This is a genomic window from Nocardia rhizosphaerae, from assembly GCF_042650365.1.
In the GTDB taxonomy this organism is placed as follows: domain Bacteria; phylum Actinomycetota; class Actinomycetes; order Mycobacteriales; family Mycobacteriaceae; genus Nocardia; species Nocardia rhizosphaerae.
The window spans coordinates 683,938-698,983 of sequence record NZ_JBHSBA010000003.1 but is presented as its reverse complement, the minus strand read 5'-3'; the positions used below and the strand labels follow the sequence as shown (position 1 = coordinate 698,983).

General features: G+C 68.4%; 13 protein-coding genes and 1 tRNA gene. 7 read left to right on the top strand and 7 right to left on the bottom strand.

The window, feature by feature from the left end; translation table 11 throughout:
• Nucleotides 1-7: 7 nt before the first annotated feature.
• The gene (locus tag ACFOW8_RS04800; RefSeq protein ID WP_378545988.1) at nt 8-472 is read right to left on the bottom strand and encodes a GatB/YqeY domain-containing protein; all 465 of its coding nucleotides are present in this window, start codon (nt 470-472) and stop codon (nt 8-10) included.
• Nucleotides 473-593: 121 nt separating this feature from the next.
• Between ACFOW8_RS04800 and ACFOW8_RS04795 the strand changes: the two genes are divergently transcribed.
• From ACFOW8_RS04795 to atzF, 5 genes are all read left to right on the top strand, one after another.
• Nucleotides 594-1,556, top strand: coding sequence for a metallophosphoesterase (locus tag ACFOW8_RS04795; RefSeq protein ID WP_378545986.1), 963 nt, complete (start codon nt 594-596; stop codon nt 1,554-1,556).
• A gap of 533 nt (nt 1,557-2,089) precedes the next feature.
• Nucleotides 2,090-3,010: a hypothetical protein gene (locus ACFOW8_RS04790; protein WP_378545983.1), complete on the top strand. Its 921-nt coding sequence runs from the start codon at nt 2,090-2,092 to the stop codon at nt 3,008-3,010.
• Between the two features lie 66 nt (nt 3,011-3,076).
• A tRNA-Pro gene (locus tag ACFOW8_RS04785) sits at nt 3,077-3,150 on the top strand.
• Between the two features lie 390 nt (nt 3,151-3,540).
• Entirely contained in the window at nt 3,541-4,245 is a 705-nt protein-coding gene (locus tag ACFOW8_RS04780; RefSeq protein ID WP_378545980.1) for a GntR family transcriptional regulator, read from the top strand.
• A gap of 10 nt (nt 4,246-4,255) precedes the next feature.
• Nucleotides 4,256-5,971: an allophanate hydrolase gene (atzF, locus tag ACFOW8_RS04775; protein WP_378545977.1), complete on the top strand. Its 1,716-nt coding sequence runs from the start codon at nt 4,256-4,258 to the stop codon at nt 5,969-5,971.
• Here atzF and ACFOW8_RS04770 read toward each other — a convergent pair.
• The 3 genes from ACFOW8_RS04770 to ACFOW8_RS04760 all read right to left on the bottom strand — a co-directional run bounded on the left by ACFOW8_RS04770 (nt 5,907) and on the right by ACFOW8_RS04760 (nt 8,906).
• On the bottom strand, nt 5,907-6,575 hold the full coding sequence (locus ACFOW8_RS04770; RefSeq protein WP_378545974.1) for an arsenate reductase ArsC: 669 nt from the start codon (nt 6,573-6,575) through the stop codon (nt 5,907-5,909). The two genes, atzF and ACFOW8_RS04770, sit on opposite strands and share 65 nt — an antisense overlap.
• Nucleotides 6,576-7,035: 460 nt before the next feature.
• Nucleotides 7,036-8,487 carry a catalase gene (locus ACFOW8_RS04765; protein ID WP_378545972.1) on the bottom strand — a complete coding sequence of 484 codons (1,452 nt, stop codon included), beginning with the start codon at nt 8,485-8,487 and terminating at the stop codon, nt 7,036-7,038.
• A complete protein-coding gene (locus ACFOW8_RS04760) occupies nt 8,484-8,906 on the bottom strand; it encodes a Fur family transcriptional regulator (RefSeq protein ID WP_378548475.1) in 423 nt (140 codons plus the stop codon). Before ACFOW8_RS04760 ends, ACFOW8_RS04765 begins: the two co-directional genes overlap by 4 nt.
• Before the next feature lie 339 nt (nt 8,907-9,245).
• Here ACFOW8_RS04760 and ACFOW8_RS04755 point away from each other — a divergent pair, with 339 nt between their 5' ends.
• Entirely contained in the window at nt 9,246-10,484 is a 1,239-nt protein-coding gene (locus tag ACFOW8_RS04755) for an APC family permease (RefSeq protein WP_378545969.1), read from the top strand.
• 186 nt (nt 10,485-10,670) lie between these two features.
• Entirely contained in the window at nt 10,671-11,909 is a 1,239-nt protein-coding gene (locus ACFOW8_RS04750) for a serine hydrolase domain-containing protein (protein ID WP_449289754.1), read from the top strand.
• A 124-nt stretch (nt 11,910-12,033) separates the two neighbouring features.
• Here the strand turns inward: ACFOW8_RS04750 and ACFOW8_RS04745 are convergent, their stop codons facing one another.
• From ACFOW8_RS04745 to ACFOW8_RS04735, 3 genes are all read right to left on the bottom strand, one after another.
• Entirely contained in the window at nt 12,034-13,068 is a 1,035-nt protein-coding gene (locus tag ACFOW8_RS04745) for an aspartate-semialdehyde dehydrogenase (RefSeq protein ID WP_378545964.1), read from the bottom strand.
• Nucleotides 13,069-13,071: 3 nt separating this feature from the next.
• Nucleotides 13,072-14,337: an aspartate kinase gene (locus ACFOW8_RS04740; RefSeq protein ID WP_378545961.1), complete on the bottom strand. Its 1,266-nt coding sequence runs from the start codon at nt 14,335-14,337 to the stop codon at nt 13,072-13,074.
• 136 nt (nt 14,338-14,473) lie between these two features.
• Nucleotides 14,474-15,046 carry a dihydrofolate reductase family protein gene (locus ACFOW8_RS04735; protein WP_378545958.1) on the bottom strand — a complete coding sequence of 191 codons (573 nt, stop codon included), beginning with the start codon at nt 15,044-15,046 and terminating at the stop codon, nt 14,474-14,476.

The window sequence follows — 15,046 nt, the reverse complement described above, 5'->3', positions numbered from 1 at the left end:
CTCCTGGTCAGAGCCGGGCTTTGACCGCCGCCGACAGCCGCGCGCCGTCGGCCTTGCCCTCGGCCAGCGCGGTCGCGGCCTTCATCACCTGGCCCATCTGCTTCATCCCCGGCCGCTCGCCGATCGCCTCCGCCACCTGGGCGATCGCGGTGTCGGCGACCTGCGCCACCTCGGCCTCGGTGAGCTGGGTCGGGAGGTAGTGCTCGATGATGTCCTCTTCGGCCCGCTCGTTCGCGGCCAGCTCGCCACGACCGTTCTGCTCGTAGACCACGGCCGCCTCGTTGCGCTTCTTGGCTTCCTTCTGCAGCACGGCGACGACCTCGGCATCGGAGAGCTCCTTCGCCTGCGCTCCCGACACCTCGGCGTTCTGGATCGCGGCGAGCAGCATCCGCAGGGTCGACAGGCGCAGGGTGTCCTTGGCTTTCATGGCGGCGGTCATATCCGCGCGCAGTTGCGATTTCAGTTCCGACATGCGGTTCACGCTAGCCGCTCGGCCTGCGGGGACTCATCACATTTTCATCCCGGAAGAAATTCGGACCGTTTGTGCGGAAACACACGCGACGTTCCGGGATGGGGTCGCCTATGCTGGGCAAATGCCCGTTATCTCGACGTCCGCTGTCCGCCGAACCGCGTTGGGAGCCGCCGGGGCCGCTGTCGCCGGTATCGGATACGCCACGCTGATCGAACGGAACGCGTTCGTCCTGCGTGAGGCGACCATGCCGGTGCTCGCGCCCGGCTCGCCCACGCTGCGCATTCTGCACGTCAGCGACCTGCACATGATGCCGGGTCAGCAGCTCAAACAGCAGTGGCTGCGCGAACTCGACCGGCTCGAACCCGACCTGGTCGTGAATACCGGCGACAATCTTTCCCACCCGAAGGCCGTGCCCGCCGTCGTGCAATCGCTCGGCGCGCTGCTGGCCCGCCCCGGCCTGTTCGTGTTCGGTTCCAACGACTATTTCGCGCCGGTGCCGAAGAATCCGCTGAAGTATTTCAACAAGGATCATCGCCGCGTTTACGGTGATCCGCTGCCCTGGCAGGATCTGCGCGCGGCGTTCACCGAGCGCGGCTGGCTCGACCTGACGCACACGCGCCGCGACCTCGAGGTGGCGGGTATCCGCATCGCCAGCGCCGGCGTCGACGACCCGCACCTGCAGCGTGATCGCTACGACACGGTGGCGGGCGCGCCGAACCAGCTGGCCCAACTCAGCATCGGCGTGACCCATTCGCCGGAGCCCCGGGTCCTCGATCGGTTCGCCGCGGACGGCTACGACCTGGTGCTGGCAGGCCACACGCACGGCGGACAGCTCGTCGTCCCCGGGTACGGCGCGCTGGTGACCAACTGCGGCATCGACAGGTCGCGGGTGAAGGGCGCGTCCAAGTGGGGCGAGCACACCCAGTTGCACGTGTCGGCGGGCATCGGCACCTCCCCGTGGGCGCCCTACCGCTTCTGCTGCCGCCCGGAAGCCACCCTGCTCACCCTCGTCGGCGCCCCGCCGAAGCGGCCCGCGGCCGACACCGGTCACGGCATCTCGGCGTCGGAGGCCGTCGCCCGCTAGGGTTGCGCCCCGCAACGACAACAGTCAGTAGGGGAACGACCGTGGGCAGTGGATCCGACGACCGGCGCACCGATCCGGCCGTGTTCGGTGCGCCGAATCAGCAGCGTTATCCCACTGCGGCACAACAACAACCGGACCCATCTGCCGGCTGGATGCCCGGCGGCACCGGCCTCTCACCCACCTCGAGCTGGGACGGTTCCGGCCCGCCGCCAGATCTTACCGATCCGACATCGTGGGCACCGGCGGGCCCACAGGACTGGGGTACCGACCCAGGTGCCGCGACGCGGGTCGACGACCCTGCTCCGCGGCCAGGAGCGAACGCGGCCGGTGCGCCCACCAAGCCCAACGCCTACCAGGCCGGTGCTCACCGAAGTTCGTCGGCAGGCCCTGGGTGGGCCAGTCCTGCCTCACTCAGTGCAAGCCAACCCGAATGGGCCGGTACGCGGGCCGGGAATCAGTCGCCTTGGGAAACCCCTCAGGCCGGGTGGGGTGTACCTGCGGGGGCGCCACGATGGGATGGCAGGGCTGCCGCGATGCCCGGCCCGAATCCGTGGAATCCCGTTGCGGGACAAGCGAACCAGGGGCCGAACTGGAGCCCGTCAGATCCGACGGTGCTCGGCGGGCAGCAGTACGGCGAGGTCCCACCCCTGGAGCAGTTCGGTGGACAGTCGTATGGATACCGGCCGGCGCCGAAATCCGGGAACAAGACAGTGGTCTGGATCGCGGTCGGCGCGGCGGCCGTTGTCCTGGCAGGCGGGATCACCGCGTTCGCCCTGACTCGCGGCGGCGCGTCCACCGCGAGCGGACCGACTCCCTCGATGGTCAGCGCGCTCACCACCACCGTGCCGCCACCGTCGGCGACCGCGAAACCGAGCACCTCCACGCCCGCCCCGACCGGCGCCGCGGCAGGCCGCACGCCCGTCATCAAGGGCTACCAGGTGGTGGCCTCGCCGGACCGCGGCGCGGCCTACGACGTGCCACCCGGCTGGGACGTCGCGGCCGAGACCACGATCGGCGGCGTCGGCGGACTTACCAGCGGTGACGCCGTGGTCGGCAAGGGCTTCGCCACCCACGGCGAAGACTATTGCCCCGGCTCCACCCGCACGATGTCCCTGCTCACCGGCTCGAAGCAGGCCGACCACGCCGTCGCGGGCGCGGAGCTCGGCAAGAAGGCGGCCGCCCTCGGTTACCGGGGCTCCACCGGCACGCCCGGCCCTGCCGAGCCGCTGACCTCCATCGACGGCAAGACCAGCGGCATGTTCACCGAGACCACCGGCGCTATCGCCGATCCAGAACCCGGCTGCGGCTCGACCTACTCCGTCTACGCCTACGCCTTCGATGGTGCGAAGGAAGGCAGCTTCGTCATGGTCATGATCGCCGACACCGGCGTCCCCGACGCCATCGACGCGACCGAGGCCAAACGCATCTTCAGCTCCATCCGAGCCCTCGACTGAACCACTCTGACCAGCCGGTTTAACGATTCCCACCACCTCGTTGTAAGCTACTTCAGGTTCGCCTCACGGGGTGTGGCGCAGCTTGGTAGCGCGCTTCGTTCGGGACGAAGAGGTCGCAGGTTCAAATCCTGTCACCCCGACGTGTTGGTTGAGACACAGAAGAGCCCCTGACCAGTCCACTGGTCAGGGGCTCCTCGTATTCTCCGGGGGTTTCTTCGCGGTCGAGGGGGTTCGGCCACCAGACGGTGACGGCGATGACCGAGAGCAGACCGAGGATGAGGGCCAGGATGGCTGCGGTGTCGGACATGGGATGCCCTTCCGGGTGAGCGGAGCGGGAGCCCGGCGAATGGCTCATCGACTAGCGTGCGCGCGGACTGTGTCGCCCGCGGTTCCCCACTGTTCGGATGGCGTTGATAAACGCTCTCCACGCCGATCCGGCTTCGGTGAGACCCGGCGCTGTGAGCACCCGATAACCTGACGCTTACTTTCTGTCACTTGATAGAAATTCCGAATCGATAGCGTATACACCCATGTCGACAAGGGTGGACGCACCGGAGGACGGGCCGGTCCGGCCGCTGCGCGACGTCGTGTACGAGACACTGCGGGACGAGCTGATGAACGGCGGTATCCGGTTCGGCGAACGACTCACCGAACCGAAACTGTCGAGCAGGTTCGGCATCTCCCGCACGCCGGTGCGCGAGGCACTCACCATGCTGTGCTCGGACGGCCTGCTGCACCGGGAGGAGTACGGTTTCAGTCCGGTGCGGCCGAGCGTGGCCAGGGTGCGCGATCTGTACGAACTCCGGCTCACCCTCGAACTCGGCGGCATGAGCCGGGTGGCCGCCGACCCGCGCCTGCGCCACGACGAGCGGCTGTTACGGACCGAGCGGGAGCGCTGGCTGGCCCTGCGCGCCGACCCACCCGCGCAGGAACCGGGGTTCGTGGTGGTCGACGAGGAATTCCACGTCACGCTGCTGACCGCGGCGGGCAATGCCGAGATGGTGCGCGCGCTGGTCGCGGTGAACTCCCGGATCCGGCATGTCCGCATGTACGACTTCATGATCAACAACCGCATCGAGACCACGATCAGCGAGCATCTCGGGATCCTGGACGCCGTGCTCGCCGACGATCTCGACGCGGCGCGGCGGCTACTGCACGCCCACATCGGAGATTCGCTCGATGTGGTGCTGGAACGCATCGCGCGGGCTGTCGCGGCCATGTCGATGAGCGATTGAGGAGAACGCCGTGCTCACCCCCACCGCCAGAGTCGCCGCCGCCTACGCGCGGATCGCCGAGGTAGACCGTCCCGAGGTCTGGATCACCCTGCGTCCGCACGACGAACTCCACAGCGAGGCAGTCGAACTGGAGCGCCGTCTGGCCGACGGCGCCGATCTGCCGCTGGCTGGCCTGCTCGTCGCGGTGAAGGACAATGTCGACGTCGCGGGCCTGCCGACCACCGCGGCCTGCCCCGAATTCGCCTATCCGGCAACTGAAACCGCGGCCGCGGTGGCCCGGCTGGTCGAGCGGGGCGCGCTGGTGCTCGGCAAGACGAACCTCGACCAGTTCGCCACCGGCCTGGTCGGCACGCGCAGCCCGTACGGCGCGGTACGCAACGCCCATCATCCCGAATTGATCTCCGGCGGTTCGAGTTCCGGCTCGGCGGTAGCTGTCGCGCTCGGCATCGCCGACCTCGCGATCGGCACCGACACCGCAGGTTCGGGCCGGGTGCCCGCGGCGCTGCACGGCATCGTCGGTATCAAGGCGACACTCGGGGTGATTCCCGCGCACGGTGTCGTCCCCGCGTGTGCCGACTACGACGCGGTGACGGTATTCGCCACCGACCTCGCGCCTGCCGTCACCGCGGCGCGGGTGATGGCGGGCCCCGACCAGCGCGACCCGCGCAGCCGCGGCTGGCCGAGCGACGTGCGCCTTGCCGCGGCCAACGAGCCGAAACTCGCCATCCCACGCGCCGCCGACCTCATCGCCCTGAGCGCGCCCTACCACCAGGCCTTCACCGACACCGTCGCCACGCTGCGCGCGCGGGGCATCGACATCACCGAGGTGGACATCTCCCCGCTGCTCGCGGCCGCCCGCCTGCTCTACGACGGTGCCATCGTCGCCGAGCGGTACGCGGCCGTCGGCGAGTTCGTCGACAAGGCGACGCCCGGCCTCGATCCGACCGTCGCCGGGATCATCGGCGCGGCACAGCACCTCGACGCCCACGCGTTCGCCGCCGATCTCGACACCCTGGCCACCGCACGCACCGCCGCCACCGCCCTGCTCGGCGGCTACGACGGACTGCTGCTGCCGACCACCACCGAACACCCTTCGATCGCCGAGGTGACCGCCGACCCGCTCGGGATCAACCGCCGTCTCGGCACCTACACCAACTTCTGCAATCTGCTCGACCTGGCCGCCGTCGCCGTCCCCGGCAGCCCGACCACCGACGGCCGCCCGTTCGGTGTGATGGTGGTGGTCCCCGCCTTCGCCGACCAGCTCGCCGTCGACCTGGCCGCCCTGCTGACCCGCACCGACCCGCCGCTGCTCGTCGACACCGGTGTGCCACTCGCGGTTTTCGGCGCCCACCTGCGCGGCCAACCGCTGCACTGGCAGCTGGAGCGGCTCGGCGCCCGCTTCGCCGGGGAGATCACCACCACCGACGCCTACCGGCTGACCGCCCTCGACACCACCCCGCCCAAACCCGGCCTGGTACGCCACGGCGACGGCCGCGGCGCCCCGATCAGCGGCGAACTGTTCCTCCTCTCCCCCGGCGGACTCGGCCGCTTCCTCGCCGAACTTCCCCCACCGATGGCGCTGACCAGCGTCGACCTGTCCGACGGCCGCTCGGTGACCGGCTTCGCCTGCGGCTACGACGCCGCCGTCGCCGGCACCGACATCACGGAGTACCGCAGCTGGGTGGCATATCTGCGGGATCGCCGACCGGGAAGCCGAGTTCGGTGAGCAGGCCTGCCACCCGGCGGCCGATATCGTCGCGGATGGGCCGCACCTGCGCCAGGTCCAGCCCGGCCGGGTCGTCGATGATCCATTCCTGGTAGCGCACGCCGGGCACGACCGGACAGGTGTCGCCGCAGCCCATCGTGATGATCACGTCGGCGGCCCTGATGATCTCGTCGGTCCACGGTTTCGGGTACTCGCGCGAGATGTCGATGCCGAGTTCGGACATCGCCGCCACCGCGGCCGGATTGAGCCGACCGCCTGGATCCGATCCGCCCGACCAGGCCACCGCGCGATCCAGCGCCAGCTCCTCGAAGTATCCGAGCGCCATCTGCGAGCGGCCCGCGTTGTGGGTGCACAGGAACAGGACCGTCGGGCGCGGCCTGGCAACCTTCCCCTCCACCTTGGCCAGCGCGTGCAGCCGCTGCCTGCCGAACCGCTCCGCCAGCAGCGGCAGATAGAGCGTCACGCTCGCCCGCGCGGCGAAGTCGTCGTAGGACGAGTACAGAAAGCGGTGGATGGTGTCCAGTTCGAACACGGTCGCGAACTCCGCGCGTAGGCGGGCCTCCGCGCGATCCAGCGCGTCCCGGTGCTCGGCGATCTCGGCCACTACTCAACCCTTACCCGCGATTCGGCGAAACGCAAAACGACCGGGCCGCCCAACTCTGGTTCGACCGGCCCGGTCGACATACCCCGCGACACGTGTGGAACGAACTGGCCCAGTCCGTCGGTGTGGTTACCGTCGGCAGTGCGTCTTCAGCGTCTGGAAGAGCCACCTTCTGGTCTGCACCGCCGGGTCCGACTGATCACCCCTCGAGACCGGTCGGACCCGGTTGTTCCGGTGTCCGACATAAGAATGCGACGCGCGTCTCTAGAGCTTCTTAAGAACAACTTGTCGGCTCGGGGCGATATATCAGCGATGATGGAAGTACCGACAAGATGGAGAACGACGATGGAGACAGTGATCGTCTGGGTGCTGGCCACGCTGCTGTACTGGTTCAGCAACTTCTGAGATACGACAAGAGGCAGGCACGCTCTCCGGCGTACCTGCCTCGTTCACTTGTCGAGGGCTAGTCCGCGCGGACGCCCTCTTCCACCCGCTTGCCGATTTCCGGATCGACATTGCGCCAGTACTCGAACACCCGGCTCAGCACCGGCTCGGTGACACCGGCCCTGACGTGGCCGACGATATTGTCGACCAGCCGCTGCCTGGCCGCGTCATCGAGCACCTCACGTACCAGCGTGCCCGCCTGGGTGAAGTCACCGTCCTCGGCGTGCTCCACATAGCCCGCCCGCACCATCGACGGGTCGAACTCCCACAACCCACCGTCACCGGCCCGCGTCGGGTCGGCGTGCGGTCCACCGAACGAGTTCGGCGCGTACACCGGCACGTCCGCCGGGTTGTAGTGGTACCGCATGGCGCCCTCCTTCGAGTAGGAGTTGACCTCGGCGGCCCTGGCCTGGTTCGGCGGCAGCTGGGCGTAGTTGGTGCCGATCCGGTAGCGGTGCGCGTCGGCGTAGGCGAAGACGCGGCCGAGCAGCATCTTGTCCGGGGAGAAGCCGATGCCGGGGACGATGTTCGACGGCTCGAACGCGGCCTGCTCGATATCGACGAAGAAGTTGCCCGGATTGCGGTTCAGTGTCCACTTTCCGACCTCGATCAGCGGGTAGTCGCGCTGCGACCAGACCTTGGTGAGGTCGAACGGGTTGAAGCGGTAGCCCTGCGCCTCGGCGACCGGCATGATCTGGACCTTCAGCGTCCAGCTCGGGAAATCGCCGCGCTCGATCGCGTCCCAGAGGTCCTTGCGGTGGTGGTCGGGGTCGGAACCGGCGAGGGTGTCGGCCTCGGCCTGGGTGAGGAACTCGATGCCCTGATCGGTCTTGAAATGGTATTTCACCCAGAACCGCTCGCCGTCGGCATTGATCCACTGGTAGGTGTGTGAGCCGAAGCCGTCCATGTGGCGGTAGGTCTTCGGCAGGCCGCGGTCACCCATCAGCCAGGTCACCTGGTGGGCCGATTCCGGCCGCAGCGTCCAGAAGTCCCACTGCATGTTGTGATCGCGCAGGCCGCTGCCGGGCAGGCGCTTCTGCGAGCGGATGAAGTCGGGGAACTTCATCGCGTCCTTGATGAAAAAGATCGGGGTGTTGTTGCCGACGAGGTCGTAGTTGCCGTCCTCGGTGTAGAACTTCACCGCGAAACCGCGCGGGTCACGCCAGGTGTCGGGGCTGCCCTGTTCACCGGCGACGGTGGAGAAGCGGACCAGGGACTCGGTGCGCGCGCCCGGCTGGAACAGCTTGGCCTTGGTGTAGCGGCTGACGTCGCCGGTCACCACCAGTTCGCCGTAGGCGCCGGAGCCCTTCGCGTGGACGATGCGCTCCGGGACCCGTTCGCGGTTGAACTGGGCGAGCTTCTCGATCAGGTAGTGGTCGTGCAGCAGCACCGGACCCTGGGTTCCCGCGGTGAGTGATTCGTCGTCGCTCTCGACGGCGTTGCCGGTGTTCGTGGTAGTCGGCTCGGTCATTTCGCGTCCTCCTGATTTCGGCAGTCGGGACACAGCCCCCAGAACACGACCTCGGCCTCATCGATCGCGAAACCGTGATCGTCCGCGGGCTGCAGACAGGGCGCTACGCCGACGGCACACTCGGTGTCGACGACCGCCCCACAACTTCGGCACACCAGGTGATGATGATTGTCCCCGATCCTGGTCTCATATCTGGCAGGCGAGCCCGCCGGTTCGATCCGGCGCAGGATGCCCGCCCGCACGCAGGCGTTGAGCACGTCGTACACGGCCTGCGTCGACACGGCCCCGAGCGCCGCCCTGGCAGCACCCGCGATCGTGTCCGCGTCGGCGTGTGGTCGCGCGGCTACCGCGTTCAGCACCGCGAGCCGTGGCGCGGTGACCCGCATCCCGGCCCGCCGCAGCAGTTGACGAGCGTCCATCTCCTCGGTGTGCACGAACTCCACCTTGCCGCTCAGATTTGAATCAGTCAAGAAAACGATTAAATCCAACAGGTTGCGTGGATCACACTCGGCACGCGGAATAGGTCGGTGGGTACGCCGGTTGAACACCACTGTCGGCGTCCGAACAGCCCCGGGCCTCACCCCTTTGTCGCTACGAGCGACCACTCGCCGAGAGGCGCTTGTGGGGCGTCGACACCAGGAACGGGCCGCCGATACGGCGGCCCTTCGACTCGAACGCCGCCAGGTCTCCCTCATCGACCTGGCGGCGTTTGCCGTTCCCGGCTCGCCGAACGCGGCGCGATAGCCGACGATGAGCCCATGACATCTGACGCGCCGCTGTGGCGTGGACTCGGGCTCCGGGACTCGGTGGTGATCGGGCTCGGCGCGATGGTGGGGGCGGGCGTGTTCGCGGCGCTCGGACCCGCGGCAGGGGTGGCCGGGTCGTGGTTGTTGCTCGCGCTCGCGGTGGCGGCGGTGCTGGCCTACTGCAACGCCATGTCGTCGGCGCGGCTCGCGGCTCTGTACCCGGTGTCGGGTGGGACGTATGTGTATGGACGGGAGCGGCTCGGGGAATCCTGGGGATACCTGGCCGGATGGGGGTTCGTGATCGGCAAGACCGCGTCGTGCGCGGCCATGGCGCTGACCGTCGGCAGCTACGCGTGGCCGGACCAGGCGCACGCGGTGGCCGTGGGGACGGTCGTCGCGGTGACCGCGATCAACTACGTGGGGGTGCAGAAGTCGGCGCTGGCAACACGAGTGATCGTCGCGACGGTGCTGCTGGTGCTCACCGCGGTGGTCGTCGCCGGGATCGGCGGGGATCGTTCGGCGGCCACCGTTCTCGACGGGGAGATCGGTCCGTACGGCGTGCTGCAGGCGGCGGGACTGCTGTTCTTCGCGTTCGCCGGCTACGCGCGCATCGCCACCCTCGGCGAGGAGGTGCGCGATCCGCAGCGAACCATCCCGCGCGCGATCATGCTGGCACTGGCCACCGCGCTGGCGGTATACACCCTCGTCGCCGTGGCCGCGCTGCTGGCCATCGGCTCCGGCGGACTGGCGGCGGCACGCGATCCACTGGCACAGGTGGTCACCGCGGCGGGCGCGAGCTGGCTGACGCCGGTGGTGCGGGCGGGCGCGGTGCTCGCCGCCGCAGGCGCACTGCTCGCGCTGATCCTCGGCGTCTCCCGGACCACGCTGGCCATGGCGCGGGACGGGCATCTGCCGCGTGCGCTGGCCGCGGTACATCCCAAGTACGCGGTGCCGCATCGGGCCGAACTCGCGGTGGGTGCCGTCGTCGCGGTGCTCGCGGCCACCGTCGACCTGCGGACCGCGATCGGCTTCTCCTCGTTCGCCGTGCTCGGGTACTACCTGGTCGCCAACCTGTCGGCGGCCACGCTCAGCGCGGCCGAGGGCAGGCCGCCACGCTGGGTGCCGGTGCTCGGTGCGCTCGGCTGCGTGGTGGTGGGATTCTCGTTGCCGCTGCCTTCGGTGCTCGCCGGGTCGGTCGTGCTGATCTGTGGCGCGGTGGTGTACCGGATTCGGGGCTTTGCGGGTGGATGAACAAACCGATGGATCGGGGGTCGCCCGGCCCCGCTTTACGCGTTACGGACGACATCGCGGTCTACGCTCGCCCGCATGGGGCTGATCAGGGGACTTCTCGCGGGAACAGGCGCGGCTGTATTGGTTTCGGGGTGCCTTCTCGGCACGCAAGCCACCGCGGCGCCGAACACGTCGACGACCTGCGCGGTGACCTCAGGCCGCGAACTCGAACGCGCCCGCCCCGAACAGGTCGGCCTCGACCCGACGAAGCTCGAACTGGCACTGCAGTTCGCCGCCACCCGCAACCGGCACAATGTGCAGGTGTTCCGGCACAACTGTCTCGTCGGGGAGGGGCTGCGCAACGACGAGACCGGCAAGGTGGCCTGGAACGTCTGGAGCGTCACCAAATCGGTGGTGTCCATGCTCGCCGGAATCGCATCCGACCAGGGCAAACTCACGATCGAAGCGCCGATCGACCGCTATCTGCCCGCCGGGCTCGGTGACGCGGCGCATCGCGCGATCACGGTGGAGAACCTGCTCACCGAGACCTCCGGGATGAAGACCGGGGTGCTCAGCGAGGGCATCACCGCGGTGATCCCGGTCGACCCGCACAGCGCGGTGCAGGCGCTGGCGGTGGAGCTGGTCAACCCGCCCGGCACCGCGTTCAGCTACAGCCAGCGCAATGTCGATCTGCTGTCGTACGTCATCGAACTGGCGGTCGGCGAGCCGCTGCAGCAGTTCGCCCAGCGCGAGCTGTTCGATCCGCTCGGCATCGCGAGCAGCGACTACTACTGGGCGCGTGACCGTTCCGGGCACACCTATGGCTACGCCCACCTGATGCTGCCGCCGGACAATCTCGCCAAGATCGGTCTGCTCGTCGCGAACGAGGGCCGGTGGGGTGCCGAGCAAGTGCTCTCGGCCGACTACCTGCGCAAGGCCCGCACCCCGTCGCCGCAGAACAGCTGCTACGGCTACCTGTTCTGGGTGGGCGCGAACTGCAACGAATCGCCCGACTTCCTGCCGCCCGACACGTATTTCATGTCGGGGCTCGGGCTGCAGAACGTGTTCTTCATGCCGAGCCTCGATCTGATGGTGATGTGGACCGGCACCTTCGGCAACGAGACCGACCACGGGCCGAGCGGGGTGCTCGCCCACGCCGAGGAGCTGCCGCACGAGTTCTTCCGACGGCTGTTCGCCGCGATCACCGATACTCCGGTGCCGACCGCGCAGCCGTATGTGGAGCCACCGCTGCGGTTCGATCCGGCCACGCTGATCGACAGCAATATCCTGCTCGCCGTTTTCGGCATCGGCCCCGGCGCCTACCCCGGTTGCACGGTCTTCGACTGCCTGAACCAGCCGCTGGCGGCGCCGTTCGCCGGCATCCCGCCCGGATGCGCGATCCTGGTCTGCCTCGGCGACGACCCGCGCACGCCGGGCATCCGCTAGTCCGTGGACTGCCCGCGCGGCGGAGCCGGATGCGCCGAAGTCGCGGAACACCCGCCACTTCGCCGTCGTGGCGCGCACGAGAAACGGGCCGGACCACCCGGTCCGGCCCGTTCGGGAACGTCGATCAGCGGTTGTCCAGCAGGACTTCCGCGATCTGAATCGTGTTGAGCGCGGCACCCTTACGCAGGTTGTCACCCGAGATGAACAGGGCGAGGCCGCGACCGTTCGGGACACCGGGATCCTGGCGGATGCGGCCGACCAGCGAGTCGTCCTGACCGGCGGCGGCCAGCGGGGTCGGCACGTCGACCAGCCGCACGCCCGGCGCCTTGGCCAGCAGTTCCGTGGCTTGCAGCACCGAAAGCGGTTCGGCGAACTCGGCATTGATCGACAGCGAGTGCCCGGTGAACACCGGGACGCGCACGCAGGTGCCGCTGACCAGCAGATCGGGCAGGCCGAGGATCTTACGGCTCTCGTTGCGCAGCTTCTGATCCTCGTCGGTCTCACCGGAGCCGTCGTCGACCAGCGAGCCCGCGAGCGGGATCACGTCGAAGGCGATCGGGGCGACGTACTTGTTCGGCGCGGGGAACTCGACGGCGCTGCCGTCGTGTACCAGCTTCTCGGCATCGTCGGCCACCGCGCGGATCTGCGAGGCGAGCTCCTCGACACCGGCCAGTCCCGAACCCGAAACCGCCTGGTACGACGACACGATCAGGCGCTGCAGGCCCGCCACGTCGTGCAGCGGCTTGAGCACCGGCATCGCGGCCATGGTGGTGCAGTTCGGGTTGGCGATGATGCCCTTGGGCAGATTGCGGGTGGCCTCCGGGTTGACCTCCGACACCACCAACGGCACCTCGGGATCCTTGCGCCAGGCCGAGGAGTTGTCGATCACGGTGACGCCGGCGGCCGCGAACCGCGGCGCCTGCACGCGCGACATGGTGGCACCGGCGGAGAACAGCGCGATGTCGAGACCCGACGGATCGGCGGTCTCGGTGTCCTCCACCACGATCTCACCGCCGCGCCAGGGCAGGGTCTTGCCCGCCGAGCGCGCCGAGGCGAAGAAACGCACCTCGTCGGCCGGGAAGTTGCGCTCTTCCAGCAACTTTCGCATGACGGCGCCGACCTGACCGGTCGCGCCGACGACGCCTACTCGTACACCCATCGCTTATCGCCCCGTTCCGCCGTGCACGACGGCGGCCTCGTCGCCGCCGAGATCGAAGGCCTTGTGCAGCACCTGCACCGCCTCGTCCAGTTCGGTATCGCGCACCAGCACCGAGATCCTGATCTCCGAGGTGGAGATCAGGTCGATGTTGACGCCCGCGTTGGCCAGCGCCTCGCAGAAGGTGGCGGTGACGCCGGGATGCGACTTCATGCCCGCACCGACCAGCGAGACCTTGCCGATGTGGTCGTCGTAGAGGACCTGCGCGAAGCCGATCTCGTCCTGCCGCTTGGTGAGCATCTCGACCGCGCGGGCGCCGTCGGTCTTGGGCAGGGTGAAGGTGATGTCGGTCTTGCCCGTGTCGACCTTGGAGATGTTCTGCAGCACCATGTCGATATTGATCTCGGCGTCGGCGACCGCGCGGAACACCTTGGCCGCGTAGCCCGGCTCGTCCGGCAGGGCGACGACGGTCACCTTGGCCTCGCTGCGGTCGTGCGCGACGCCGGTCAGGATTGCCTGCTCCACGGGAATGTCCTCCATCGATCCGAAAACAGTGGTGCCGATCTTGTCGGTGTAGGACGACCGGACATGAACGGGCACGTTGTAGCGGCGCGCGTACTCCACGCAGCGCAGCATCAGCACCTTCGAGCCGCACGCCGCCATCTCGAGCATCTCCTCGTAGGAGATCTGGTCGAGCTTCTGGGCGTCACCGACGATGCGCGGGTCGGCGCTGAAGATGCCGTCGACATCGGTATAGATCTCGCAGACATCGGCTTTGAGCGCCGCGGCCAGCGCGACGGCGGTGGTGTCGGAACCACCGCGCCCCAGCGTGGTGACGTCCTTGCTGTCCTGGCTGACGCCCTGGAAGCCGGCCACGAGCACGATCTGCCCATCGGCCAGTGCCTCCTGCAAGCGGCCTGGGGTGACGTCGATGATCTTCGCCTTGCCGTGCGCGCCGGTGGTGATCACCCCGGCCTGCGACCCGGTGAACGAGCGCGCCTCGGCGCCGAGCGAATGAATCGCCATGGCCACCAGCGCGTTCGAGATGCGCTCACCGGAGGTGAGCAGCATGTCCATCTCGCGGGCAGGCGGCGACGGGGCCACCTGCTCGGCGAGATCGAGGAGTTCGTCGGTGGTGTCGCCCATGGCCGAGCAGACCACGACCACGTCGTGGCCCTGCTTCTTGGTCTCCACGATCCGTTCAGCGACGCGCCGGATCCGCTCGGCGGTGGCCACCGAGGATCCTCCGTACTTCTGAACAACGAGAGCCACGGCGAGGTCCTTCACGATCGACAATCAGGCTTGCTATCAGCGACCAAGCGTACCGGCCCGAGTCCACCGGTTTCGCTGCCACCTCCCCTACCAGCGGAATCGACACAGGCTCGTCACTTAAGCGCCATCGCGCCGATCAGGCCCGTTCGAACCAGGTGACCTGCGCGCCGTTGCCGAATTCCTTGCGCCGGGTCGCGGCGAATTGTGTCGGTTTGAAGACACCGCCGAAGACAGGGACACCGGCGCCGGCGATGATCGGATAGCTCTTGACGATCAGCTCGTCGATCTCGTCGATGAGCTGGCTCGCCAGCGTGCCGCCGCCACACAGCCAGATGTCGAGTCCGTCCGCCCGCTTGAGCTCACGCACCAGCGCGGCCGGGTCGCCCGCGACGATCTCGACGCCGGGATGGTCGGCCTGCGCCAGCGAGGACGACACCACGTACTGCTTCATGTGCCCGAACGGGCTCTCGATGTGCTCGTCGGGTAGCACATAGGTGCCACGACCCATCAGCACGGTGTCCCAGTTCTTGGCGGGCAGATCGGGGTCCATGCCGACATGCCTGCGCACGTGGGTGGGAATGGCGTCGGGGAACTCGGCCGACATCCACTCCACATAGTCCGGCGGGGTGGGATAGAAGTCGACCTCACCGCCGGGACCCGCGATGTAGCCGTCCAGGGAGACACCGATGTAGTAGACAAGCTTTCGCAT

Coding starts and splice junctions, on each gene's coding strand:
- ACFOW8_RS04745 (WP_378545964.1), bottom strand. CDS start 13,068: ATGGGTGTACGAGTAGGCGTCGTCGGCGCGACCGGTCAGGTCGGCGCC.
- ACFOW8_RS04755 (WP_378545969.1), top strand. CDS start 9,246: ATGACATCTGACGCGCCGCTGTGGCGTGGACTCGGGCTCCGGGACTCG.
- ACFOW8_RS04780 (WP_378545980.1), top strand. CDS start 3,541: ATGTCGACAAGGGTGGACGCACCGGAGGACGGGCCGGTCCGGCCGCTG.
- ACFOW8_RS04790 (WP_378545983.1), top strand. CDS start 2,090: ATGCCCGGCCCGAATCCGTGGAATCCCGTTGCGGGACAAGCGAACCAG.
- ACFOW8_RS04765 (WP_378545972.1), bottom strand. CDS start 8,487: ATGACCGAGCCGACTACCACGAACACCGGCAACGCCGTCGAGAGCGAC.
- ACFOW8_RS04760 (WP_378548475.1), bottom strand. CDS start 8,906: ATGGACGCTCGTCAACTGCTGCGGCGGGCCGGGATGCGGGTCACCGCG.
- ACFOW8_RS04800 (WP_378545988.1), bottom strand. CDS start 472: ATGTCGGAACTGAAATCGCAACTGCGCGCGGATATGACCGCCGCCATG.
- ACFOW8_RS04795 (WP_378545986.1), top strand. CDS start 594: ATGCCCGTTATCTCGACGTCCGCTGTCCGCCGAACCGCGTTGGGAGCC.
- ACFOW8_RS04735 (WP_378545958.1), bottom strand. CDS start 15,046: ATGCGAAAGCTTGTCTACTACATCGGTGTCTCCCTGGACGGCTACATC.